Source organism: Thioalkalivibrio sp. ALgr3, assembly GCF_000377325.1.
Taxonomy (GTDB): Bacteria; Pseudomonadota; Gammaproteobacteria; order Ectothiorhodospirales; family Ectothiorhodospiraceae; genus Thioalkalivibrio.
Map to the genome: position 1 here is coordinate 223,528 of NZ_KB897978.1, position 22,354 is coordinate 245,881.

Annotated in this window: 26 protein-coding genes; 17 read left to right on the forward strand and 9 right to left on the reverse strand. The window is 68.9% G+C overall.

What is annotated here, in order from left to right; genetic code table 11:
• Positions 1-36: 36 nt before the first annotated feature.
• Genes lptB through C998_RS0105400 form a run of 8 tightly spaced genes read right to left on the reverse strand, consistent with a single transcriptional unit; the run spans position 37 to position 6,422 of the window.
• Positions 37-777, reverse strand: coding sequence for an LPS export ABC transporter ATP-binding protein (gene lptB, locus C998_RS0105365; protein WP_018869835.1), 741 nt, complete (start codon positions 775-777; stop codon positions 37-39).
• Positions 774-1,316 carry a lipopolysaccharide transport periplasmic protein LptA gene (gene lptA, locus C998_RS0105370; protein WP_018869836.1) on the reverse strand — a complete coding sequence of 181 codons (543 nt, stop codon included), beginning with the start codon at positions 1,314-1,316 and terminating at the stop codon, positions 774-776. Before lptA ends, lptB begins: the two co-directional genes overlap by 4 nt.
• Positions 1,313-1,891 (reverse strand): LPS export ABC transporter periplasmic protein LptC, encoded by a 579-nt coding sequence (gene lptC, locus C998_RS0105375; RefSeq protein ID WP_018869837.1) that lies wholly within the window; start codon positions 1,889-1,891, stop codon positions 1,313-1,315. The genes lptA and lptC overlap by 4 nt, the downstream gene beginning before the upstream one ends.
• Positions 1,888-2,424: an HAD family hydrolase gene (locus tag C998_RS0105380; RefSeq protein ID WP_018869838.1), complete on the reverse strand. Its 537-nt coding sequence runs from the start codon at positions 2,422-2,424 to the stop codon at positions 1,888-1,890. The genes lptC and C998_RS0105380 overlap by 4 nt, the downstream gene beginning before the upstream one ends.
• Complete coding sequence (locus C998_RS0105385; protein ID WP_018869839.1) at positions 2,424-3,401, reverse strand: KpsF/GutQ family sugar-phosphate isomerase; 978 nt, start codon at positions 3,399-3,401, stop codon at positions 2,424-2,426. The genes C998_RS0105380 and C998_RS0105385 overlap by 1 nt, the downstream gene beginning before the upstream one ends.
• On the reverse strand, positions 3,392-4,366 hold the full coding sequence (locus tag C998_RS0105390; protein WP_018869840.1) for a calcium/sodium antiporter: 975 nt from the start codon (positions 4,364-4,366) through the stop codon (positions 3,392-3,394). Before C998_RS0105390 ends, C998_RS0105385 begins: the two co-directional genes overlap by 10 nt.
• Positions 4,367-4,384: 18 nt before the next feature.
• Positions 4,385-5,332: an NAD-dependent epimerase/dehydratase family protein gene (locus tag C998_RS0105395; RefSeq protein ID WP_026279483.1), complete on the reverse strand. Its 948-nt coding sequence runs from the start codon at positions 5,330-5,332 to the stop codon at positions 4,385-4,387.
• Positions 5,333-5,336: 4 nt separating this feature from the next.
• Positions 5,337-6,422 (reverse strand): LLM class flavin-dependent oxidoreductase, encoded by a 1,086-nt coding sequence (locus C998_RS0105400; RefSeq protein ID WP_026279484.1) that lies wholly within the window; start codon positions 6,420-6,422, stop codon positions 5,337-5,339.
• Positions 6,423-6,521: 99 nt separating this feature from the next.
• Here C998_RS0105400 and C998_RS0105405 point away from each other — a divergent pair, with 99 nt between their 5' ends.
• The 11 genes from C998_RS0105405 (at position 6,522) to hisC (ending at position 15,898) form a co-directional block, all read left to right on the forward strand.
• On the forward strand, positions 6,522-7,142 hold the full coding sequence (locus tag C998_RS0105405; RefSeq protein ID WP_018869843.1) for a hypothetical protein: 621 nt from the start codon (positions 6,522-6,524) through the stop codon (positions 7,140-7,142).
• Between the two features lie 103 nt (positions 7,143-7,245).
• Entirely contained in the window at positions 7,246-8,079 is an 834-nt protein-coding gene (locus tag C998_RS0105410; RefSeq protein WP_018869844.1) for an ABC transporter ATP-binding protein, read from the forward strand.
• A complete protein-coding gene (gene mlaE, locus C998_RS0105415) occupies positions 8,072-8,854 on the forward strand; it encodes a lipid asymmetry maintenance ABC transporter permease subunit MlaE (protein ID WP_018869845.1) in 783 nt (260 codons plus the stop codon). Before C998_RS0105410 ends, mlaE begins: the two co-directional genes overlap by 8 nt.
• A 17-nt stretch (positions 8,855-8,871) precedes the next feature.
• The gene (mlaD, locus tag C998_RS0105420; protein ID WP_018869846.1) at positions 8,872-9,330 is read left to right on the forward strand and encodes an outer membrane lipid asymmetry maintenance protein MlaD; all 459 of its coding nucleotides are present in this window, start codon (positions 8,872-8,874) and stop codon (positions 9,328-9,330) included.
• 35 nt (positions 9,331-9,365) lie between these two features.
• The gene (locus C998_RS0105425; protein ID WP_018869847.1) at positions 9,366-10,058 is read left to right on the forward strand and encodes a phospholipid-binding protein MlaC; all 693 of its coding nucleotides are present in this window, start codon (positions 9,366-9,368) and stop codon (positions 10,056-10,058) included.
• Entirely contained in the window at positions 10,055-10,387 is a 333-nt protein-coding gene (locus C998_RS0105430; RefSeq protein ID WP_018869848.1) for a lipid asymmetry maintenance protein MlaB, read from the forward strand. The genes C998_RS0105425 and C998_RS0105430 overlap by 4 nt, the downstream gene beginning before the upstream one ends.
• A gap of 99 nt (positions 10,388-10,486) precedes the next feature.
• Positions 10,487-11,746 carry a UDP-N-acetylglucosamine 1-carboxyvinyltransferase gene (gene murA / locus C998_RS0105435; RefSeq protein WP_018869849.1) on the forward strand — a complete coding sequence of 420 codons (1,260 nt, stop codon included), beginning with the start codon at positions 10,487-10,489 and terminating at the stop codon, positions 11,744-11,746.
• 1 nt (position 11,747) lies between these two features.
• On the forward strand, positions 11,748-12,398 hold the full coding sequence (hisG, locus tag C998_RS0105440; protein WP_018869850.1) for an ATP phosphoribosyltransferase: 651 nt from the start codon (positions 11,748-11,750) through the stop codon (positions 12,396-12,398).
• 11 nt (positions 12,399-12,409) lie between these two features.
• A complete protein-coding gene (locus C998_RS0105445) occupies positions 12,410-13,477 on the forward strand; it encodes a 3-deoxy-7-phosphoheptulonate synthase (protein ID WP_018869851.1) in 1,068 nt (355 codons plus the stop codon).
• A gap of 22 nt (positions 13,478-13,499) precedes the next feature.
• Positions 13,500-14,804 carry a histidinol dehydrogenase gene (hisD, locus tag C998_RS0105450; protein ID WP_018869852.1) on the forward strand — a complete coding sequence of 435 codons (1,305 nt, stop codon included), beginning with the start codon at positions 13,500-13,502 and terminating at the stop codon, positions 14,802-14,804.
• A 32-nt stretch (positions 14,805-14,836) separates the two neighbouring features.
• Positions 14,837-15,898 carry a histidinol-phosphate transaminase gene (gene hisC / locus C998_RS0105455; protein ID WP_051076721.1) on the forward strand — a complete coding sequence of 354 codons (1,062 nt, stop codon included), beginning with the start codon at positions 14,837-14,839 and terminating at the stop codon, positions 15,896-15,898.
• Positions 15,899-15,940: 42 nt separating this feature from the next.
• Here the strand turns inward: hisC and C998_RS0105460 are convergent, their stop codons facing one another.
• Complete coding sequence (locus C998_RS0105460) at positions 15,941-17,062, reverse strand: trypsin-like peptidase domain-containing protein (RefSeq protein WP_018869854.1); 1,122 nt, start codon at positions 17,060-17,062, stop codon at positions 15,941-15,943.
• A gap of 397 nt (positions 17,063-17,459) precedes the next feature.
• On the opposite strand from C998_RS0105460, the gene C998_RS0105465 reads away from it, so the two are divergent.
• From C998_RS0105465 to C998_RS0105490, 6 genes are all read left to right on the forward strand, one after another.
• Positions 17,460-18,206 (forward strand): Nif3-like dinuclear metal center hexameric protein, encoded by a 747-nt coding sequence (locus tag C998_RS0105465; RefSeq protein WP_018869855.1) that lies wholly within the window; start codon positions 17,460-17,462, stop codon positions 18,204-18,206.
• 233 nt (positions 18,207-18,439) lie between these two features.
• Positions 18,440-19,045, forward strand: a complete 606-nt coding sequence (gene petA, locus C998_RS0105470; RefSeq protein ID WP_026279485.1) for a ubiquinol-cytochrome c reductase iron-sulfur subunit — start codon at positions 18,440-18,442, stop codon at positions 19,043-19,045.
• The gene (locus C998_RS0105475; protein ID WP_018869857.1) at positions 19,045-20,454 is read left to right on the forward strand and encodes a cytochrome bc complex cytochrome b subunit; all 1,410 of its coding nucleotides are present in this window, start codon (positions 19,045-19,047) and stop codon (positions 20,452-20,454) included. The genes petA and C998_RS0105475 overlap by 1 nt, the downstream gene beginning before the upstream one ends.
• Positions 20,454-21,191, forward strand: coding sequence for a cytochrome c1 (locus C998_RS0105480; RefSeq protein ID WP_018869858.1), 738 nt, complete (start codon positions 20,454-20,456; stop codon positions 21,189-21,191). Before C998_RS0105475 ends, C998_RS0105480 begins: the two co-directional genes overlap by 1 nt.
• A gap of 100 nt (positions 21,192-21,291) precedes the next feature.
• Positions 21,292-21,918, forward strand: coding sequence for a glutathione S-transferase N-terminal domain-containing protein (locus C998_RS0105485; protein ID WP_018869859.1), 627 nt, complete (start codon positions 21,292-21,294; stop codon positions 21,916-21,918).
• A complete protein-coding gene (locus C998_RS0105490) occupies positions 21,915-22,352 on the forward strand; it encodes a ClpXP protease specificity-enhancing factor (protein WP_018869860.1) in 438 nt (145 codons plus the stop codon). The genes C998_RS0105485 and C998_RS0105490 overlap by 4 nt, the downstream gene beginning before the upstream one ends.
• Positions 22,353-22,354: the final 2 nt, after the last annotated feature.

Consider the following 22,354-nt stretch of genomic DNA (forward strand, 5'->3'; position numbering starts at 1 on the left):
GCGGGCTTGTGCACCGCCCCGGTGCGGCGGTCGGTGTCACAGGCGGAAGTTTTCGCCGAGGTAGACCTCGCGCACGCGGGTGTCGGCCAGCAGTTCGTCCGGCGTGCCCGCGCTCAGCAGGTGCCCCTCGCTGAGGATGTAGGCGCGGTGGCAGATGCCCAGGGTCTCGCGCACGTTGTGGTCCGAGATTAGTACGCCGATGCCGCGTTCGGCCAGGTGGCGGATCACTTCCTGGATCTCGCTGACCGAGATCGGGTCGACCCCGGCGAAGGGTTCGTCCAGGCAGATAAACCGCGGATCACCGGCCAGCGCACGGGCGATCTCGGCGCGCCGCCGTTCGCCTCCGGACAACGCGATGCCGGGGCTGTGGCGCACGGTTTCGAGCTGGAATTCCTCGATCAGGGCATCGCCGATGCGGCGGCGCTCGTGGCGGTCCAGTCCGGGCCGCAGTTCCAGCACTGCCTGCAGGTTGTCCTGGACCGACAGGCGGCGGAAGATCGAGGCCTCCTGCGGGAGATAGCCCAGCCCGGCGCGGGCGCGTTCGTGGATGGGCGCCCGGGTGATGTCGCGCCCGCCCAGGGTGATGCGCCCGGTATTGGGCCGGATCAGGCCGACCAGGCTGTAGAAACAGGTGGTCTTGCCGGCCCCGTTGGGTCCCAGCAGGCCGACCACCTCGCCGGGCACCAGGTCCACGTCCATTGCGTCCAGCACGGTACGCTGGCCATAGCGCTTGCTCAGCTCGCGGGCGACCAGATGGGCGTCGGCCGCGGGCCTCATGGATCGTCCTCGCGTGGCTGCAGGCGGATGTGCACGCGCTCGTCGTCGGTGTCGCCGCGTTCGGCGCGGATCACGTCGCGTTCGAGATCGTAGGTGATGCGCTGCCCGCGGGCATCCTCGGCGGCGGTGATGACGCGTGCCCGTTCGGTCAGGATCACGCGTTCCTCGTCGAGGAAATAGTCGATGCGCAGCCCCTCGGCGATGCGCGTCTCGCCGGTCTCGGGATCGGGCGACTCCAGGCGTGCGGGCTCGCCGTGGGCCTCGATCTCGTAGGGGCGGCGCTCGCGCATGTGCACGATCACGCGGTCCGCTTCCAGGGTGGCATCGCCGCGCACCACGATCACGTCGCCGGTGTAGGTTCCGGTGCCCGCGCGCTCGTCCATCTCGGCGTGGTCCGCGGTGATCTCCACCGGCAGGGCATCCTCGCGGCCGGTCGCCGGCGGGGCCGCCAGGAACAGTGCGAGTACCCCCGTCACGGCAAGCAGCAGGGCCGGTCGACGGATGCCCGCGCGGCGATGTTCGGTTGTGGCCGGGTTCATTCCGGGCGGTCCTCCTGCGGCAGGTCGCTGTACAGCGTGTAGACCTCGGCGAGCAGCTCAATGGTATCCGCTTGCGGGTCGGCGCGCAGGCCGGTGCCCCGCTGGAACAGTCCCGGCTGTTCCAGGGTGCTCGGGGCCGACGAAGTCGTCAGCCGGGTGTCCAGCGCCACGCGCACGTCACGTGACTCGATCACCGTGCGCACGCGCTCGTCGCGTTCGGGGCGCAGGCCGCGGGTGTGGCCGAAGGTATGCAGCAGTTCGCGATCGGGCTGATGTGCCGCGCGCGGGGCGCGCCAGGTCCAGTTCAGGCCCCGTTGGTCCAGCAGATCCAGCTCCGGGTCATCGATGAACTGGACCGCATCCCGGTCGTATTCGCGCAGCCGCGACCCCTGCAGGCGGTGGGTGGGCCGCCCGTCCTCGCCGGTGACATGCGCGGTAAACCCCTCGATCTGCAGCGTGGGTTCCGCGTCGGCCGCGGGTTCGGCGGGCGGCTCGGCCGCTGCCGGCCCGGCGAGCAGGCATCCGGCGGCGAGCAGCCGGGCGGCGAGCGGGGCGCGGCGGGGATCCGGGATCATGCGTGCAGGTAGCTTTCGAGCACGGCCTCGAGGCGGCCGCGTGCAGCCAGCAGGTCCTCGCAGACTTCGCGGACCGCGCCGCGCCCGCCACCGGCCGTGGTGACCCATTGCGCGTGCTGGCGCACGAACGGATGGGCGTCGCCGACCGCGATGCCCAGGCCAACCCGGCGCATCGCCGGCAGATCGACCACGTCGTCGCCGACGAACGCGGCCTCGTCGGCGCGGTGCCCGGTCTGCTGCAGCAGTTGCGTCAGTGCCTCCCCCTTGTCCCGCCGGCCCTGGATGCAGTGGCGGATGCCGAGATCCTGCAGGCGATGTTCGACGACCGCCGACTGCCGCCCGGTGAGGATTGCGACCTCCAGCCCGTCGTCCATGGCCATGCGCAGGCCGTGGCCGTCGCGGCTGTGGAAGGCCTTGTACTGTTCGCCACCGTCGCCGAGAAACAGCGCGCCGTCGGTCAGCACGCCGTCGACGTCCAGGATCAACAGTCGGGTGGTCCGCTGCAGGGTGGAAAGGTCGGTTTCGGTGTTCATCAGGCCACCCCCGCGCGCAGCAGGTCGTGCATGTTGATGACTCCCTGCAGGCGGCGGTCGGCGTCGGCCACCGGCAGGGCGTTGATCCGGCGGCTCTCCATCATCTCCAGGGCCTCGGCCGCCAGCCAGTCGGCACCGGCGGTGTGGCCGTCGCGGGTCATGACCTCGCCGATGGTCAGGCTGTCGAGGCTGTGGCCGAGGTCCAGGGTGCGGCGCAGGTCGCCGTCGGTGAAGACCCCCAGGATCCGGTCCTCCGGGTCGCTGACGATCACCAGTCCCAGCCCCTTGCGGGTGATCTCGAACAGCGCATCCTTCAGCGGCGCGTCTGGTGCGATGCGCGGGATCGCTTCGCCGGTATGCATGATGTCGCCGACGTGGATCAGCAGGCGACGCCCGAGGCGGCCGCCGGGATGCGAGCGGGCGAAGTCGTTCGCGGTGAAGCCGCGCGCATCCAGCACCGCCACCGCCAGGGCATCGCTCATCGCCAGGGCCGCGGTGGTGCTGGAGGTCGGCGCCAGCCCCAGCGGGCAGGCCTCGTGTTCCACGCTGACATCCAGGTGTACGCTGGCATCGGTGCCCAGGCGCGAGCCGGGGTTGCCGGTCATCGCGATCAGCGGGACGTCCAGGCGTCGGATCAGCGGCAGGATGGTGAGGATCTCGTCGGTCTCGCCGGAGTTCGACAGGGCGATCACTACGTCGTCGCGGGTGATCATGCCGAGATCGCCGTGGCTGGCCTCGCCCGGATGCACGAAGAACGCCGGCGTGCCGGTGGAGGCGAGGGTGGCCGCCAGCTTGCTGCCGATGTGGCCGGACTTGCCCATGCCGGTAACCACCACCCGCCCGCGACAGGCGAGGATGTGCCGGCAGGCCGCGAGGAAGGCGTCGTCGATGCGCGCGGTGAGGGCGCGCACCGCGTCGGCCTCATTTTCGAGGACGGCCAGTGCAAGCTTGCGGGTTGTGTCGGGGTTCAGATCCATGCCGGTGCCGTGATTGCGAGACTCACAAGGTAGCCGCTGAAGGCCAGCAGGAGAAGGGCCCCGTGCCAGCGGGTGATGCGGCCGGCGCCGAAGCGGGCGGCCAGCAGCACCGCCACGGTCAGGCCCAGCATCACCGGATAGTCACGGGTCAGCACTGCGGGTTCCACCGCCAGTGGCGCGATCAGGGCGGGTACCGCCAGCACCGCCAGCAGGTTGAACAGATTGGAGCCGACGACGTTGCCGAGGGCCATGCCGGTTTCGCGCCGCAGCGCGCTGGCCACGGTGGTGGCCAGCTCCGGCAGACTGGTGCCGATCGCGACCAGGGTCAGGCCGATCAGCAGTTCGCCGGCTCCCAGGGCGGTGGCGATCTCGACTGCCCCCCAGACCAGCGCCTGGCTGCTCGCCAGCAGCACCACCAGACCGCCGGCGAGCCACCCCAGGGCGGTCGGGAGACCGCCGGGCGTGGCCGCCGGCGGGGGCGGGGCCAGCCCGGGGTCGGACTCCGGGGGCGTGCCGGGGTGGCGGGCCGCGCGGATCATCCAGACCACGACCGCGATCAGGCCGGCCAGCATGATCACCCCTTCCGCCCGCGCCAGCCGGCCGTCCAGCAGCAGCAACAGCACGCCGAGCGTGGCCAGCAGCAACAGTGGCAGTTCGCGTCGTACCAGCCCGTGACCGGCGATGATCGGGGCGATCAGGGCGGCCAGCCCGAGTACCAGTCCTAGGTTGGCGATGTTCGAGCCGATCGCGTTGCCCACCGCCAGCCCCGGCGCCCCCTGCAGGCTGGCCAGCAGCGAGACGATGATCTCCGGGGCCGAAGTGCCGAAGGCGACTACGGTAAGGCCGATCAGCACCGGCGAGACCCCGAGCCCGCGCGCCAGGCCGGCGGCGCCGAACACGAAGCGATCGGCACTGGCGGCGAGCAGCACGAGACCACCGACGACGGCGAGCAGCGGCAGCAGCATGCGTGGTCCGGTCGCCCCCTATCGATTGCCGACCCGCAGGCGCTCGAGGCACTCCGGGGTCGTGACCCGGGGTTGCCAGTCGAGTTCCCGGCGTGCGCGCGTGCAGTCCAGGACCAGCGGGCCGTCGAGCCCGCGCACCCAGCCCGGGTCGCCGGCGCGCGCGCTCAGGCGCCAGGCCAGCGGGTGCAGTCTGCGGATGAGGCCGGCGGGCACCGGCAGGGTCAGGCGCCGACCGTGACGGGCCATGGCGCGCAGCGACCACACCGGTTCGGTGCCCAGGTTGAAGCAGCCCGGGGCACGGCGGGTGACTGCGGCGGCGATTGCCCGCGCGGCGTCCTCCTCCCACAGGATCTGCACCGGTGCGTCGATCCCGGCGGGGTGAAGGCGGCTGCGGGCGATCCGCTGCAGCAGCGGCTGGGCATGTGGCCCGACCACCGCGGGCGGCCGCAGCACGGTGGTCACCAGCTCCGGATGCTCGCGGTCCAGAGCCTCCAGGGCCTGTTCGGTGGCGACCTTGTCCTCGGCATAGGGGAAGCGCGGGCGGGGCGGCTGGTCCTCGCTCAGGGGGACGGGCGAGTCCGGCCACGGGCCGTAGACCGCGGCGCTGGAGAGGAACACCACATGGCGCACACCGGCCTGCGCGGCGGCCGCGAAGACCGACCGCGACAGGTCCACGTTCTGCCGGCGAACCCAGTCGCGGTCGTGGCGCCGGCGTCCGCCGTGCCCGCCCATCAGCTGGAAGGCCAGGTGCACCAGGGTATCGGTCCCGGCGAGGTCTTCGGGCGTCAGTTGCGCCAGATCCTTCTGGCGCAGGTCGTAGCGGTCCGCCGGCAGGGTCGCGGCCCCGGGGAAGTCCGCCGGTTCGCGATCCAGGGCAATGATCCGCTCCACCTCCGGGGTGTGCAGCAGTTCGGGCAGCAGGACCCGGCCGATGCGACCCGCCGCACCGGTGACGGCAACACGCATGCGGTTATCCGGTCGGGGCGGGGCCATCGAGGAATTCCGGCATGACCTCTTCGGCGAAGCAGCGCATGGACTCCTCCGCCAGTTCGCGCGGCACGGCCCCGGCGCCGAAGGCCAGCAGCAGGTGGTCCACGCCCGACTCGCGCAGGGCCTCGATGCGCTCGCGGCATTCCTCGGGGGTGCCGACCAGCGTCATGCCCAGCATGTCGAGGATCTTCAGATTGATCCCGGCCTTGACCAGGTGGCGGAAGCGGCCCAGCGAGCGGTAGTAGTCGTAGCCCTCGATCAGACGTTCCAGCACCGGCAGGGTCTGCCGGAACATGTTGCGGTAGAACCATTCGAACGCGGGCTTGGCCTCGCGTCGGGCACGCTTGCCGTCCGGCAGGCACAGCACGCCGAGGGTCATGCCGACCCGGGGCGGGTGCGGGGTGTCGCCGGCGGCATGGGCCCAGCCCTCGCGATACAGGCGGATGTCCTCGCGGATCATCTGCCACGGCTTGAACGGGCCGGCCAGCGCACCGATGCCCTGTTCGGCTGCCCAGGTGAACGACTCGGGACTGACCGCGGCGGTCCACAGCGGCGGGTGCGGGTCCTGCAGCGTTGCCGGCATCACCGGGACGTCGTCGAGGTGGTGGAAGGGCCCGTGCTGGGTGATGCGGCCGGTGGCGAAGGCCTGGCGCAGGGCATCCAGTCCGGCATCCACACGGGCGCGGCCCTCGCTCATCTCGGCGCCGAATGTGGCATATTCCGGCGGCGAGAAGCCGCGGCCGATGCCCAGCTCCAGGCGTCCCCCGGAGAGCTGGTCGAGCATGCCGACGCGCTGCGCGACCCGCAGCGGGTGGTGATAGGGCAGGGGCACGACCCCCAGGCCCAGGCGCAGGTTCCGGGTGCGCTGGCTGGCCGCGGCGAGCACCAGATCCGGCGCGGTGGAATGCGAGAATTCCGGCATCAGGTGGTGTTCCACCAGCCACGCGGTGTTGAATCCGAGGGTGTCGGCGAGATCCCACAGTGCCAGGGTGTCCTCGATCGCGCGGTGTTCGTCGATACCGAGGAATTCGGGGACCGAGATCTCGTGGAAGAGGTCGAAGTGCATCGGGAAACTGTGCCGCGCCACCGGGGTGCTGGCAAGTCGCAACGGGGGAGGGACATGACGGCAGGAGATCCATCGGACGCGGCAACCGAAGGGGGGCGCGTGCAGCTTCAGCCGGCCGCGGTCGCGCGGCCGGGTACGCCGGCCTGGGACGGGTATTTCCCGGCCAGTCTGCCGCTGGACTGGCAGCTGGCCTATCTTGGCCATTTTCGTTCGCGGGTGTTCGTGCCCGGGGTGCTGGGGACCGACGGGGCGCTCTCCGCCCCGTTCGGGGACTGGGACGACGCGGTGCCGCCCAACCTGCGCGTGACCGTCAGCTGGCCCGCGGACGTGCCCGCGGAGGCGGGGGCCGCCGCTCTGGCCCGTCTCGCCGCGACCCTCGGCGAGCGTCTCGAGGGTGTGGCGTTCGAGCCGGGGGCGGCCGTCGAGGCGGCGGTTGCCGGGCTGCGGGGCGCAGGCCTGGAACGCCTGCAGGCGACAGGTCCGGGCGAATCCGTGGGGTTGCCCGGGGTGGACGAGGCGATCTGGTACCCGCAGCTCCATGCCGGCGAGGGGCCGGGGCTCTGGCGTCTGCGTCCTGCGGGCGAGCCGGATCCCGCCGGCTGGCGCGTGCTGGTGGAGGCACTGGCCGGATGCAGCCCCGCCGGGGCGGTGCCGGTGTTCCTCGAGGCCTCGCCGGGTGTGCTCGACGATGTGCGCACCATCGCGAAACTGTTGACGTGATTCACCCTGGTTTGACGCACCGTGCGGCCGGGGCCAGACTCCGGCGTCCATGCCTGCGCCGCGCCGCAAGGGACGCCGCGCCCGCATCCCGGGAGACTCGAATGTGAGCCAGTCCGCATCCGCCGAAACGCCGCACATCGTGGTGGAGGACCTGCATTTCCGCCGTGGCCGGAAGCCCGTGTTTGACGGGCTTTCGCTGGAGGTGCCGCGCGGGCGCGTGACCACCGTGATGGGCCCCAGCGGCAGTGGCAAGACTACGCTGCTGCGGCTGATCGGCGGCCAGCTGCGTCCGGATGCGGGACGCATCCTGGTCGACGGCGAGGAGATCGGGCGGCTGTCCACACGCCGTCTGTACGCGGTGCGCAAGCGCATGGGACTGCTGTTCCAGACCGGGGCCCTGCTGACCGACCTGTCGGTGTTCGAGAATGTGGCCTTCCCGCTGCGCGAGCACACCGATCTGCCCGAGGATATCCTGCGTACCCTGGTGCTGATGAAGCTGGAGGCGGTCGGCCTGCGCGCGGCGCGCGACATGGACCCGGCCGAGCTGTCCGGCGGCATGGCCCGGCGCGTGGCGCTGGCGCGGGCGCTGGCGCTGGATCCGGAACTGATCATGTACGACGAGCCGTTCACCGGTCTCGATCCCATCACCATGGGCCAGATCGTGACCCTGATCCGGCGCACCAACCACAGCCTCGGGCTCACCAGCGTGCTGGTGTCGCACGACGTGAACGAGGCCATGAGCATCTCCGATCACGTGGTGCTGATCGCCGAGGGACGCGCGGTGGACGCCGGCCCGCCGGATGCGCTGCAGGCGCGGGCCTCCGACTGGTCCGCCCAGTTCCTGGAAGGCCGGCCGGATGGTCCGGTGCCGTTCCATTACCCCGGGATCTCGTATCAGGACGATCTGCTGGACGCGGGAGGGCGTGACCATGATTGACGCGATCGCGTCGGTCGGGCGCTTCAGCCTGAATGCCCTGGCGGTGCTGGGGCGGGCCTCGATGTTCCTGCTGCGGACCTTCGCCGCGCTGGATGCGGTGGTGCGGCGCTTCGGCCTGACCGTGTGGCAGGTCTATTCGGTGGGCGTGCGCTCGCTGCTGATCGTGGTGGTCTCGGGGCTGTTCGTGGGCATGGTGCTGGGCTATCAGGGCTATATCACCCTGGTGGACTTCGGCGCCGCCGAGGCCCTGGGCGGGGTGGTCGCGCTGTCACTGGTGCGCGAACTGGGGCCGGTGGTGACCGCGCTGCTGTTCGCCGGACGCGCCGGCTCCGCGCTGACCGCCGAACTGGGCCTGATGAAGACCACCGAGCAGCTCTCGGCGATGGAGATGATGGCGGTGAATCCCTACCGCCGGGTGTTCGCACCGCGCTTCGTTGCCGGCTTCCTGTCCATGCCGCTGCTCGCCGCGATGTTCAGCGCGGTGGGCGTGATGGGCGGTTACATCGTCGGGGTCGGGCTGCTGGGCGTGGACAGCGGGGCCTACTTCTCGCAGATGCAGGCGGTGACCGACTGGAACGAGGATGTCCTCTCCGGGGTCATCAAGAGCATCGTGTTCGGCTTCGTGGTCACCTGGATCGCGGTGTTCCAGGGCGTGGACGCCTCGCCGACCTCGGAGGGTATCTCGCGCGCGACCACGCAGACGGTGGTGGTCTCCTCGCTGGCCGTGCTGGGGCTCGATTTCATCCTGACCGGCCTGATGTTCGGCGGGGACTGAGAAGTGGAGAAGCAATCATGAAGATGCGTTTCGTCGAACTGGCCGTCGGGGTGTTCGTGCTCCTGGGCGTGGCGGCGCTGTTCTATCTGGCGGTGCAGGTCAGCAACATCACCGAATATCGCGACGGCGACACCTACGAGGTAACCGCCTACTTCTCCAACGTGGGCGGGCTGAAGGTGCGCGCGCCGGTGAACATCTCCGGGGTGCGGGTCGGCCGCGTGGCCGACATCCGCTACGACCCCGAGGCCTTCGAGGCGAAGGTGACCCTGGCGATCCGTTCGGAACACGACTACCTGCCTGCGGATACCCAGGCGAGCATTCATACCGCGGGCCTGCTGGGCGAGCAGTACGTCGCGCTGGAGCCGGGTGGCGACTACGATACCCTGCAGGACGGTGATCGGATCCTGTTCACCCAGTCGGCCGTGGTCCTCGAGAACCTGATCGGCCGGTTCATGACCAACATGGGGGATGACTGAGTCATCCCGGCCACCCAATCCCGAGGGAGTGTGTCATGCGTTTTTTGCCGAATTTTGTTCGTTCCCCGCGTACCGCGCCGGCATGGCTGGCCGCGGCAGCCCTGCTGCTGGCGACGCTGGCCCCGGCCGCTCAGGCCGAAAGCCCGGTGCAGATGATGGAGCGCTCGGTGAACGAGGTGTACGAGGTCCTGCGCGAGAACCAGGAGCGCGCGCAGGAAGAGCCCGAATTCGTGATCGAGGTGCTGCGCGAGCGTGTGCTGCCGCATGTCGACGTGGACGGCATGGCACGGCTGGTACTGGCGCGGCACTGGCGCGATGCGTCCGACGAGCAGCGCAGCCGCTTCACCGAGGCCTTCACCACGACCCTGCTGCAGGTCTACGGGGTGCAGCTGGCGGATCACCTGGACAAGGAAGTGCGCATCATCGAACGGCGCTCGCGCGAGGACGACCGCATGGCGGTGGTGGCCAGCGAGATCGTGATGGGGTCCGGGCAGTCCAATCTGCAGGTCAATTACCGCCTGCGTCCGGTCGATGGCGAATGGAAGGTGTTCGATGTGGAGGCCGAGGGGCTGTCCTTCGTGGGCAATTTCCGCAGCCGCTTCGGTGACGAGATCTCCCGCAACGGGCTCGAGGAGCTGATCGTGCGCCTGGAGGATGGCGACGAGGAGCTGATCGAGGAGGCGGTGGACGACGTGGCCGAGGAGACCGGCGCTGCGGAGGACCGGTGAGCGACGCCCGGATTACCGCCGATGACGCGGGCCTGGTGCTGCGCGGTCATCTGACCTTCGTGACCGTGCCGGGGCTGGAACGCCAGGTGCGGCCGCTGTGGCAGGGCCTGCCCGAACATGCCCGGGTGGCGCTGGACGACACCGGGCGCATCGACAGTGCCGGTCTGGCGTTTCTGGTGACCCTGTGGCGCCAGGCCCGGCACCGGGGGCATTTCCTGGTGTTCGAGCCGGTGCCCGCACGGCTGGCGCCCCTGCTGGAACTGTACGACCTGCGGGGCGTGATCAGTGAATCCGCGGCGAAGGCGGCGGATCCGCCCGGCTGCCACTGACCGGCCCGGGGCGGGGCGCCGCGCGCCGGCGACGCAGTTTCGTTATCATTGCGGGTTTTGCCGGTCCGCTCCTGGCCCGGCGTGCGAACCGGGCAATACATGGACAAGCTCATCATCACCGGCGGCGAGCCCCTGGACGGTCAGGTCTGGGTCTCCGGCGCCAAGAACGCGGTACTCCCCATCCTGTCGGCGACGCTGCTGGCCGACAGCCCCATGGTGATCGGCAACGTGCCGCACCTGCAGGACGTGACCACCACCATGGAGCTGCTGGGGCGCATGGGCGTGAGCCTGACGGTGAACGAGCGCATGCGCATCGAGGTGGATCCCGCCACCCTGACCCAGTGCGTTGCGCCCTACGATCTGGTCAAGACGATGCGTGCGTCCATCCTGGTGCTGGGGCCGCTGCTGGCGCGCTTCGGCGAGGCCGAGGTGTCCCTGCCCGGGGGCTGCGCGATCGGTTCGCGGCCGGTGAATCTGCATCTGCGCGGGCTGGAGGCGCTGGGCGCCGAGATCGATGTCGATGGTGGCTACATCCATGCGCGGGCCGGACGCCTGCAGGGCGCGCGGGTGGTGTTCGACCAGGTCACCGTTACCGGCACCGAGAATCTGCTGATGGCGGCGACCCTGGCCGAGGGCGAGACGCTGATCGAAAATGCCGCCCGCGAGCCGGAGGTGGTGGACCTGGCCGACTGCCTGACCGCGATGGGAGCGAAGATCCGCGGTGCCGGGACCGACACCATCCGGGTCGAGGGCGTGGAGCGCCTGCATGGCTGCGATTACGACGTGATGCCCGATCGCATCGAGACCGGGACCTTCCTGGTCGGGGCCGCGATGACCCGGGGGCATGTGCGCACCCGCAACACCCGGCCGGAGCTGCTCGACGCGGTGCTGGCCAAGCTGGACGAGGCGGGCGCCCGGGTGGAGACCGGTCCGGACTGGATTGATCTGGACATGCGGGGGCGTCGCCCGCGGGCGGTGAATCTGCGGACCGCGCCGTTTCCCGCATTCCCGACCGACATGCAGGCGCAGATGATGGCCATGAACACGGTCGCCGAGGGGACCGGTTCGGTGGTGGAGACGGTGTTCGAGAACCGCTTCATGCATGCGCTGGAACTGCAGCGCATGGGCGCCCGGATCACCATCGAGGGGAACACCGCGATCGTCGAGGGCGTGGAACAGCTGGTCGGTGCGCCGGTGATGGCCACCGACCTGCGCGCCTCGGCCAGCCTGATCCTTGCCGGTCTGGTCGCCGAGGGCGAGACCGCCGTGGAACGTATCTACCATATCGATCGCGGTTATGAATGCATCGAGGAAAAACTGAGCCAGATCGGCGCAACGATTCGCCGGGAGCCTGCCTGACATGATGGACGCCAACACCCTGACCATTGCCCTGTCCAAGGGCCGTATCCTCGAGGACACCCTGCCGCTGCTGGCACAGGCGGGGATCGAGCCGCTGGAGGATCCGGACAGGACGCGCAAGCTGATCCTCGACACCACCCGCGAGGACGTGAAGATCGTGGTGGTGCGGACCACCGACGTGCCGACCTACGTGCAGCACGGTGCCGCCGCGGTGGGAGTGGCCGGCAAGGACGTGCTGATGGAGCACGGGGCCGCCGGGCTGTACGAGCCGCTCGACCTGGGCATCGCCCGCTGCCGCATGATGCTGGCGGGCCACCCGGGGCAGCAGCCGGACCCGGGCACGCGCCTGCGCATCGCGACCAAGTTCGTGAACATCACGCGCAACTATTTCGCCAGCCAGGGGCGCCAGGTGGAGATCGTCAAGCTGTATGGCTCGATGGAACTCGCGCCGCTGGTAGGGCTGGCCGACTACATCGTGGATCTGGTGGATACCGGCAATACGCTGCGCGCCAACGGCCTGGAGCCGCTGGAGGAGATTACCCCCATCAGTTCCCGGTTGATCGTGAATCAGGCAGCCATGAAGATGAGACATGGACTGATTCAAAATCTCATTGAGAACCTGCGCGAGGCCGTGACGCCCGCGACGACGTAACCGAGACTGCCATGACCGCCGATACCGACGACCTCAGGATCCGTGACATCCAGGAGGTGTCCGCCCCGGACACCGTGCGCGACGAACTGCCGATCACCGATGCGGCATCCGACACGGTGTACGAGGCCCGCCAGGCCTGCCATCGGATCCTGCATGGCGAGGACGACCGCCTGCAGGTGATCGTGGGCCCCTGCTCGATCCACGACGTGGATGCCGCGCTGGACTATGCCGACCGCCTCAAGCCTCTGCGTGACGAGCTCTCCGATGCGCTGAACATCGTGATGCGGGTGTATTTCGAGAAACCGCGCACTACGGTGGGGTGGAAGGGCCTGATCAACGATCCGGATCTGGATGGCAGCTTCCACATCAACAAGGGCCTGCGGGTCGCGCGCGGCCTGCTGCGCGATCTCGCGGTCAAGGGCATGCCGGCGGCCACCGAGTACCTCGACCTGATCAGCCCGCAGTACATTGCCGACCTGGTCGCCTGGGGCGCGATCGGCGCCCGCACCACCGAGAGCCAGGTGCATCGCGAGCTGGCCTCCGGGCTGTCGTGCCCGGTGGGCTTCAAGAACTCCACCGACGGCAGTCTGCGGGTGGCGATCGACGCTATCCGGTCGGCGTCGCGGCCGCACCACTTCCTGTCGGTGACCAAGGCCGGGCGCTCGGCGATCTTCTCCACCACCGGCAACGACGACTGTCACATCATCCTGCGCGGTGGCAAACAGCCCAACTACGATGCCGAAAGCATCGACCAGGCGTGCCGGGAGCTGCAGATGGCCGAGCTGCCCGAACAGGTGATGGTGGACTGCAGCCATGCCAACTCGCGCAAGGACCCGGCGCAGCAGATGGAGGTCGCGCGGGTGCTGGGCGAGCAGATCGCCGGGGGGGATCGGCGGATCATCGGGGTGATGCTGGAAAGCCATCTCCTCGGCGGGCGCCAGGATATCCTCCCGGGGCAGCCGCTGAACTATGGCCAGAGCATTACCGACGCCTGCATGGGCTGGGATGACTCCGAGGCCACCCTGCGCGGGCTGGCGGAAGCCGTGCGCGCGCGCCGCAAGCACAACACCCCGGCCTGACGCCCGGGCACGAGGACACGCCATGCCTTCGATCAAGCGACTCGATACGCGGGAGACCGGATTCGTAACCGAGCTGGAGCGCCTGCTCGCCTGGGAGTCGGGCGAGGAGGCCGGGGTGCGCGACGCGGTGCGCGAGATCCTCGACGCGGTGAAGGCCGAGGGGGACGCCGCGGTGCTGCGTTACACCGAGCGCTTCGACCGCCTGGAGCGCGACTCGGTCGCCGGGCTGGAAGTGCCGCAGCAACGCCTGCAGGCGGCGCTGGAGGCGATACCCGCTGCGCAGCGCGAGGCGCTGGAGACGGCCGCCGAACGCATCGGCGAATACGCCCGACACCAGTCGATGCAGGACTGGCAGTTCACCGACGCCGACGGCACGGTGCTGGGGCAGCGGGTGACGCCGCTGGACTCGGTGGGGCTGTATGTGCCGGGCGGCAAGGCCGCCTACCCGTCCTCGGTGCTGATGAATGCGGTGCCGGCGCGGGTCGCGGGGGTCGAGCAGCTGATCATGGTGGTGCCGGCGCCGGACGGCGAGCTGAATGATCTGGTCCTGGCAGCTGCTGCGGTCGCCGGGGTGGACCGGGTGTTCACCGTGGGCGGTGCCCAGGCCGTCGGGGCGCTCGCGTTCGGAACCGCCACCATCCCGGCGGTGGACAAGATCGTCGGCCCCGGCAACATCTTCGTCGCCGCGGCCAAGCGCGAGGTCTTCGGCACCGTGGGGATCGACATGATCGCCGGTCCGTCGGAGATCCTGGTGGTCTGCGATGGCGAGACCGACCCCGAGTGGATCGCGGCCGACCTGTTCTCGCAGGCGGAGCACGACGAACAGGCCCAGGCGATCCTGGTGTCCTGGGACCATGCCTTTCTCGATCGGGTGAACGAGGCGATGGACCGCCTGCTGGCGGACATGCCGCGGGCCGACATCATTCGCACGAGTCTGCAGGACCGCGGCGCGCTGATCGCCGCGCGCGACCTGGACGATGCCGTTGCGGTGGCCAACCGGGTCGCCCCCGAACACCTGGAGCTGTCGCTGGCCGACCCGCAGGCGGCGCTGGACGCCGGACTGCGGCACGCCGGCGCGGTGTTCATGGGCCGGCACACCTCCGAGGCCCTGGGCGACTACTGCGCCGGGCCCAACCACGTCCTGCCGACTTCGCGCACCGCCCGTTTCTCGTCCCCGCTGGGGGTCTACGACTTCCAGAAACGCTCCAGCATCATTCAGTGTTCGCCCGAAGGCGCGGCGCGGCTGGGTCGCACCGCTGCGGAGCTGGCCCATGGCGAGGGGCTGACCGCGCACGCACGCTCCGCGGAACTGCGGCGGGAATCGTGAGCGCGGGCCGCCACGACCGGCCGGAAGATCTGATGCGCCCGGAGGTCCTGGCGCAGCCGGCCTACGCGGTGGCGGACGCCACAGGGCTGCTCAAGCTGGACGCGATGGAGAACCCCTGGCCCTGGCCGGGCGAGCTGGAGGCCGCCTGGCTGGAAGCCCTGCGCGAGCCCGAGCTCAATCGCTACCCGGATGCCGCGGCCCGGGGGCTCGCGGCACGCCTGCGCGCGGCCGAGTCGGTGCCCGAGGGCGCCGGCCTGATGTTCGGGAACGGCTCCGACGAGTTGATCCAGATCCTGATCCAGGCGGTGGCCGGAAGCGGGCGGCCGGTGATCGCGCCGGAGCCCGGATTCGTGATGTACGGCGTGCTGGCGCGCGCGCTGGGCGTGCCCTTCCGGGGCGTATCCCTGCGGCCCGATTTCTCCCTGGACCTGGAGGCCCTGCTGGCAGCGATCCGCGAGGAGCAGCCGGCGATCGTGTTCCTGGCCCATCCCAACAATCCGACCGGCCGTCTGGAAGACCCCGCGACGGTGCAGACGGTGATCGAAGCCAATCCCGGCATCACGGTGGTGGACGAGGCCTACGCGCCGTTCGCGGGTCACAGCTTCATGCCACAGGCCGGGAGTACCGCGGGCCTGCTGGTGATGCGGACGGTATCCAAGCTCGGCCTGGCGGGTACCCGGCTGGGTTATCTGGCGGCGGAGCCTGCCTGGATCGATGCGCTGGACCGGCTGCGTCTGCCCTACAATATCAACACCCTGACGCAGCGCAGCGTCCGCTTTGCCCTCGATCACCGCGATGTGCTGGATGGTCAGGCGCGGGCGATCGTGGCCGAGCGCGAGCGTCTGCTGCAGGCCCTGGAGGCGCTGGGCGGGGTCACTTCGGTGGTGCCCTCGCAGGCGAATTTCGTGCTGTTCCGCGTGCACGAAGGGCAGGGGCCGGCGGTGTTCGCCGGGCTGCGCGAGCGCGGGGTGCTGATCAAGGACGTGGGTCGCGCGCATCCGCTGCTGGCCGACCACCTGCGGGTCACCGTGGGCCGCCCGGAGGACAACGACCGTTTCCTCGAGGCGCTGGAGGCCGCGCTGGGGCAGAGCTGAGGCCCCGAGGCCGCGGCACCCGGGAGAGGGTGGCGGCCGGCGTCAAATGGGGCGCTGGGCGACTTCCGCTGCCAGCTCGTGGCGGTCGCCGGCGCGCTCGATGCGGATGTCCAGTGATTCGCCCGGCGCCGTGCGGGCGATGATGTCGAGGGCATCGCGCGGCGATTCCACCCGGTCACCGTTGAGGTGAGTGATCACGTCCCCGGGCTCGATGCCGGCCTGTGCGGCGGGTCCTTCGCGCAGCACACCGGCGACCAGTACTCCCAGGGCATCGTCGACACCGAACGAACGGGCGAGGTCCGGGCTCAGGGACTGGACTTCGATCCCCAGCCAGCCGCGCGTTACATAGCCCTGTTCGATGATCTGGGTCATCACGTCACGGGCCAGATCCGCCGGGATGGCAAAGCCGATCCCGTGGGAACCGCCGGAGCGGGAAAAGATCGCGGTGTTGATCCCCACCAGCTCGCCGTGCGCATTGATCAGCGCCCCGCCCGAATTGCCGGGATTGATGGCGGCATCGGTCTGGATGAAATCCTCGAAGGTGTTGATGCCCAGACGGTTGCGGCCGGTGGCCGACACGATGCCCTGGGTCACGGTCTGGCCCACCCCGAAGGGATTGCCGATGGCGAGGACCACATCGCCCACCCGCAGATCGCTGGACCGGCCGAGGGGGGCGACCGGCGGCTCCTCGGTCTCCACCCGCAGCACCGCCAGGTCGGTGTCCGGATCGATCCCGATGATCTCCGCGGGCAGCGCCCGGCCATCGGGCAGGACCACCGCGATCGCCTCGGCTTCTTCGATCACGTGATGGTTGGTCAGTATGTGCCCCTGCCCGGTCATGATCACGCCCGAGCCCAGGCTGGATTCCTCGCGTTCGCCGGGCGGCGGGACCCGGCGGCCGAAGAATTCCTCCAGCAGCATGCCCGGGTCCGGCTCCACGGTGCGCGAGGCCATGATGTTCACCACGGCCGGGGCCGAGCGTTCCACGGCCGGCGCATAGGAAGCGGGCGCGGCTGTGGCATCCTCGGCCGGCGTTGCCACCCGGTCCACCGTCGTGCCGTCCTCGCCGGTACCGAGCCAGTCCGGGAAGAACACCGCGATCGCCACCGCGATCAGCACGCCGGTCGCCGCAGCTTGCAGGAAGAAGCGAGAAAAATTCACCATATGGGGCAGCTTAAGGAAACACTGGTCCATGTGCACGTGCGCGTTGGTGCCCCGGGTTTTCCGAGACAAGGCGCGTCGTGCAGCGGGTAGTGGTTCTTACCCGCAAGCGGCGCAACGCAGGATCGGGGAACCCGGGGCGCCAACCCCGAAGGGGCTCGGCCGCTTTTGCGCGCGCACGGCGTTGCGGCTTCCTTGTGCAGAATGACTGCACGGCGGTCGCCGCGCCTTGTTCGCACGCAAAAGCGTCTCGAGCGCGAACGTGCACATGGACCAGTGTTTCCTTAAGGAAACGCGGGTCCATGTGCACGCCCGCCCGCGCGGATCATGTGATCCTGGCACCCCCCAGTCCCAACCCCTTGCCCGGGTCGTCGGCCCGGCCGGAACCGGAGTCCCTCCCATGCATCGTGACGAGCTGCTTGCGGGCCTCGACGCCAAACTCGAGCCTGCCCGGTTTACCGATTACTGTCCCAATGGCCTGCAGGTCGAGGGCCGCGCCGAGGTACGCCACGTGGTCAGTGCCGTGACCGCCTCTGCTGCCACCATCGAGGCCGCCGCCGAGCGCGGCGCCGATGTCCTGCTGGTGCATCACGGCTATTTCTGGAAAGGCGAGCCGCAGGTCATCACCGGCATGAAGCAGCGACGCATCCGTCGCCTGCTGGAGAGCGGAATGAACCTCGTCGCCTACCATCTGCCCCTGGATGCCCATCCGGAGGTGGGCAACAACGCCTCCCTGGCACGCGACCTGGGGCTGGTGGCCGACGGTACGCTGCGCGACGACGGCGTGGGCCTGGTCGGCGCGCCGGACGAGCCGCTCTCGGCCCCGGGGCTTGCCAGCCGCATCGCCACCGCCCTCGGGCGCGAGCCCCTGCTGGTCACCGCCGGCGAACGCCCCGTGCGCCGGGTGGCCTGGTGCAGCGGGGGCGCCCAGTCATTGCTGCCCCGCGCCGCCGAGCTGGGCGCCGATGCCTACATCAGCGGCGAGATCTCCGAACAGACCACGCACGAGGCGCGCGAGCTGGGCGTGCACTACCTGGCCGCCGGCCACCACGCGACGGAGCGGGGCGGACCGCGGGCGCTGGGCGAATGGTGCGCGCGGACGTTCGACCTGACCCACGAATTCCTCGATCTCGACAACCCGGCCTGATACCCTGCGCCGCGGGCCGCAGCCGTCTGCTGCCGGCGGGCGCCCCGGATCCTGCGACGCCGCGACGATCCGCGTCGTACTTGACCTTATTAGCGTGTTCGGGAATTCTATTACGATTTTCCTGCCCGCCCGTCGGGTCCGAACAAGAGAGCCACAAGGCTCCTTCGAGCAGGCTGCGCCCGGCGGGTGCATCCTCGCATCACGCTTTCAACACGTTGTTTGGAGAGACAAACATGGCAAACCAAGGCGTAAATCGAGGCCGTCGCCGGTTCCTCGTCGCCGCGACTTCGGTCGTGGGCGGGGCCGGTGTGGCTGCAGTAGCCGCACCGATGCTGGCGTCCCTGCAGCCGAGTGCGCGCGCCCAGGCGGCCGGGGCTCCGGTCGAGGTCGCCCTCGGCGAGATCGAACCGGGCCAGCGCATCTCCGTCGAGTGGCGCGGCCAGCCCATCTGGGTGGTCCGGCGCACGGACGAGATGATCGAAGGGCTGTCCAAGATCACGGACCGTCTGCGCGACCCGCACTCCGAAGTCGAGGAGCAGCAGCCTCCTTACGCCCAGAACGAACACCGTTCGATCGATCCCGAATTCCTCGTCGTGATCGGCATCTGCACCCATCTGGGATGCTCGCCGAGCTATCGTCCGGAAATCGGTGATCCCGAGATGGGGGCCGCCTGGCAGGGCGGCTGGCTGTGCGGTTGCCACGGTTCCCGCTTCGACATGGCCGGACGCGTCTACTCCAACATGCCGGCGGCCACCAATCTCGTGATCCCGCCGTACAAGTACCTCACGGACGACGTGATCCTGGTGGGCGAAGACGACGAAGAAGGAGGGACCGTCTGATGGCCAGTAATCCGGACGAAAAGATCCAGGGCGGCTTCCTGGGCTGGGTGGACGCACGCTTCCCCCTGTCCCAGATGTGGAACGACCACCTGGCCAAGTATTACGCGCCGAAGAACTTCAACTTCTGGTATTTCTTCGGCTCGCTGGCCCTGCTGGTGCTGGTCATCCAGATCGTCACCGGCATCTTCCTCACCATGTTCTACAAGCCGGACGCGGAGCTCGCCTTCTCGTCCGTCGAGTACATCATGCGTGACGTGGAATGGGGCTGGCTCATCCGCTACATGCATTCCACCGGCGCCTCGATGTTCTTCGTCGTGGTCTATCTACACATGTTCCGGGCGCTCCTGTACGGCTCCTACAAGAAGCCGCGCGAGCTGATCTGGATCTTCGGCATGCTGATCTACGTCGTGCTGATGGCCGAGGCCTTCGCCGGCTATCTGCTGCCGTGGGGCCAGATGTCCTACTGGGGCGCGCAGGTGATCGTGAACCTGTTCCAGACCATCCCGTACATCGGGCCGGAACTGGTGACCTGGATTCGCGGTGACTTCCTGCTATCCGACGCGACGCTGAACCGCTTCTTCGCGCTGCACGTGGTGGCCCTTCCGCTGGTGCTGATCCTGCTGGTGGCCGCGCACATCATCGCGCTGCACGAGGTGGGTTCGAACAACCCCGACGGCGTCGAGATCAAGGCCCACAAGGACGAGAACGGCATTCCGAAGGACGGCATCCCGTTCCACCCGTACTACACGGTGAAGGACATCGTGGGCGTGGGCGTGTTCCTGATCGTCTTCTTTGCCATCGTGTTCTTCGCCCCCGAGGGTGGCGGCTACTTCCTGAAGCCGGACAACTTCATCCCGTCCGATCCGCTGGTGACCCCCGACCTGATCCCGCCGGTCTGGTACTTCACGTCGATGTACTCGGTGCTGCGCTCCGTGCCGGATCCGTTCCTGGGCGTGGTGGCCATGGGGGCCGCGGTGGTGATCCTGTTCGTCATCCCCTGGCTGGACCGGAACCCCGTCAAGTCGATGCGCTATCGCTCGTTCGCGGCCAAGTTCAACCTGGCGGTGTTCGTGGTTGCGTTCGTGATCCTCGGCTGGCTGGGCCTGCAGCAGGCCACCACCGCGGTGAGCGACATGAGCCTGCGCTTCGCTCAGGTGTACTTCCTGTTCTTCTTCCTGCTGTGGTTCCTGTCGCGGGAGCGTTCGGCCGGCTTCAGCATCCTGGCATTCCTGGTGCTGGTCGCGATCTACACGTTCTACGACGTGGTCCGCTTCGATCCGGACGAGGCCTCCCTGATCATGTGGGGCTGGCTCATCCCGACCGTTTATCTGTTCGTGACCATGGTGGCCCCCGTGTTCGCACGTGGTCTGGGCCGTGACCGTGCCGTTCCGCAAAGGGTGACTTCGTGATGAAAAAGCTGATTGCTGCAACCTTCGTGGGCCTCGCGGCCCTGTTCATGGGGCCGGCGGGTACCGCCGGCGCCAGCGAACTGATGTCGGCCAACGTGGACATCTCCAACCAGAACGCGCTGCAGCGGGGTGCCCGCCTGTTCGCGGACAACTGCATGGGATGCCACTCGACCAAGTACGAGCGTTACAACCGGGTCGGCAAGGGCATCGGCCTGACCGAAGAGCACATGGAAGAGCACTTCATCTTCGTCACCGACGAAGAGGGTGAGCCGGTAGGTGTCGGTTCGCTGATGGAGATCGCCATGGAAGACGACTATGCCGAAGAGGCCTTCGGCGTTGTCCCGCCGGATCTGACCCTGACCGCCCGCATCCACGGCGAGGACTGGCTGTATACCTTCCTCAAGTCGTTCTACCGTGACGAGTCCCGTCCGCTGGGCGCCAACAACACCATCTTCAGTAATGTCGGCATGCCGCATGTCCTGTGGCACAAGCAGGGCTGGCAGGAGCTGGTCGAGGACGAGGATGGCAACGAACGCCTGGAACTGGTCGAGAGCGGCAGCATGAGTCCGACCGAATACGATCGAGCGGTGCGCGACATCGTCACCTATCTGTCGTACATCGGCGAACCCGTGCAGCTGGAGCGCCAGCGGATCGGGGTCTTCGTGATGATCTTCCTCGCCTTCTTTACCGTGCTGGCGTACTTCTTGAAAAAGGAATACTGGAAGGACGTACACTAGGCGGGACGAGCCGTAGTCGGCGTGCCCCGGAAGACCGGGGTGCGCCGGCATCCTGTACCGTCGACCCGGCGGAACCCCATGCCGGGCTAGGGAGAATGCCATGGCGCTGGTCGCCAACCGCCGTTCCGTTATGACGCTGTTTTCTGCACACGACTGCGTGCGCTGTCACCGGGTGCGCATCATCCTCGCCGAGAAGGACATCGCGGTGGACGTGGTCAATCTCGGGCCCGACGACATGCCCGAAGATCTCTCCGACCTGAACCCGTACAACGAGGTCCCCACCCTGGTGGACCGGGATCTGGCCCTGTACGGGACCCATGTCATCACCGAGTATCTCGACGAACGCTTCCCGCATCCGCCACTGATGCCGGTGGATCCGGTCTCGCGCGCGGCCGCGCGTCTGGCGCTCTATCGCGTCGAGCGCGACTGGTACGAGGGACTGGACAACCTCGCGAAGGCTTCGGGTTCCGGGGTCAGCAAGGCCCGCAAGGTGCTCAAGGAGAGCTTCATCGCGTCCGGCGAGATCTTTGAACTCAAGCCGTACTTCCTGAGTGACGAGTTCAGTATCGTGGATGCGGCCATCGCCCCGGTCATCTGGCGGTTGCCGGCCGTGGGCATCGAACTGGAAAGCCTGCCGCAGGCGATCCAGGACTATGCCGAACGGGTGTGCCGGCGCGAATCCTTCTCCATCAGCCTGACCGAAGCCGAACGGGAGCTGCGGCTTTGACTTCTTCCCGCCCCTATCTGCTGCGTGCCCTGTGGGACTGGATCACCGACAACGGCATGACACCGCACCTGCTGGTGGATGCCACGGTCGACGGCACGGTCGTGCCGGACGCCTTCGTCGAGCAGGGCAAGATCACCCTGAATGTGGGCCCCACGGCCGTGCAGGGGCTGGAGCTGGGGGACGAGTACGTGTCGTTCTCGGCACGGTTCGCCGGCAGTCCGATGGATGTCTTCGTGCCGCAGACCGCGGTGATGGCGATCTACGCGCGCGAGAACGGTCAGGGGATGATGTTCGGCAGTGAGCCCGGGCCGGATCCGGACCCCGGTCCCGGAGACGGACCGCCGGATGACGGCGACGACGCGGGTGATGGCGGCGAGGGCGGCGACGAGGCGCCCCGGCGCAAGGGCGGCCCGTCCCTGACCGTGGTCAAGTAAGG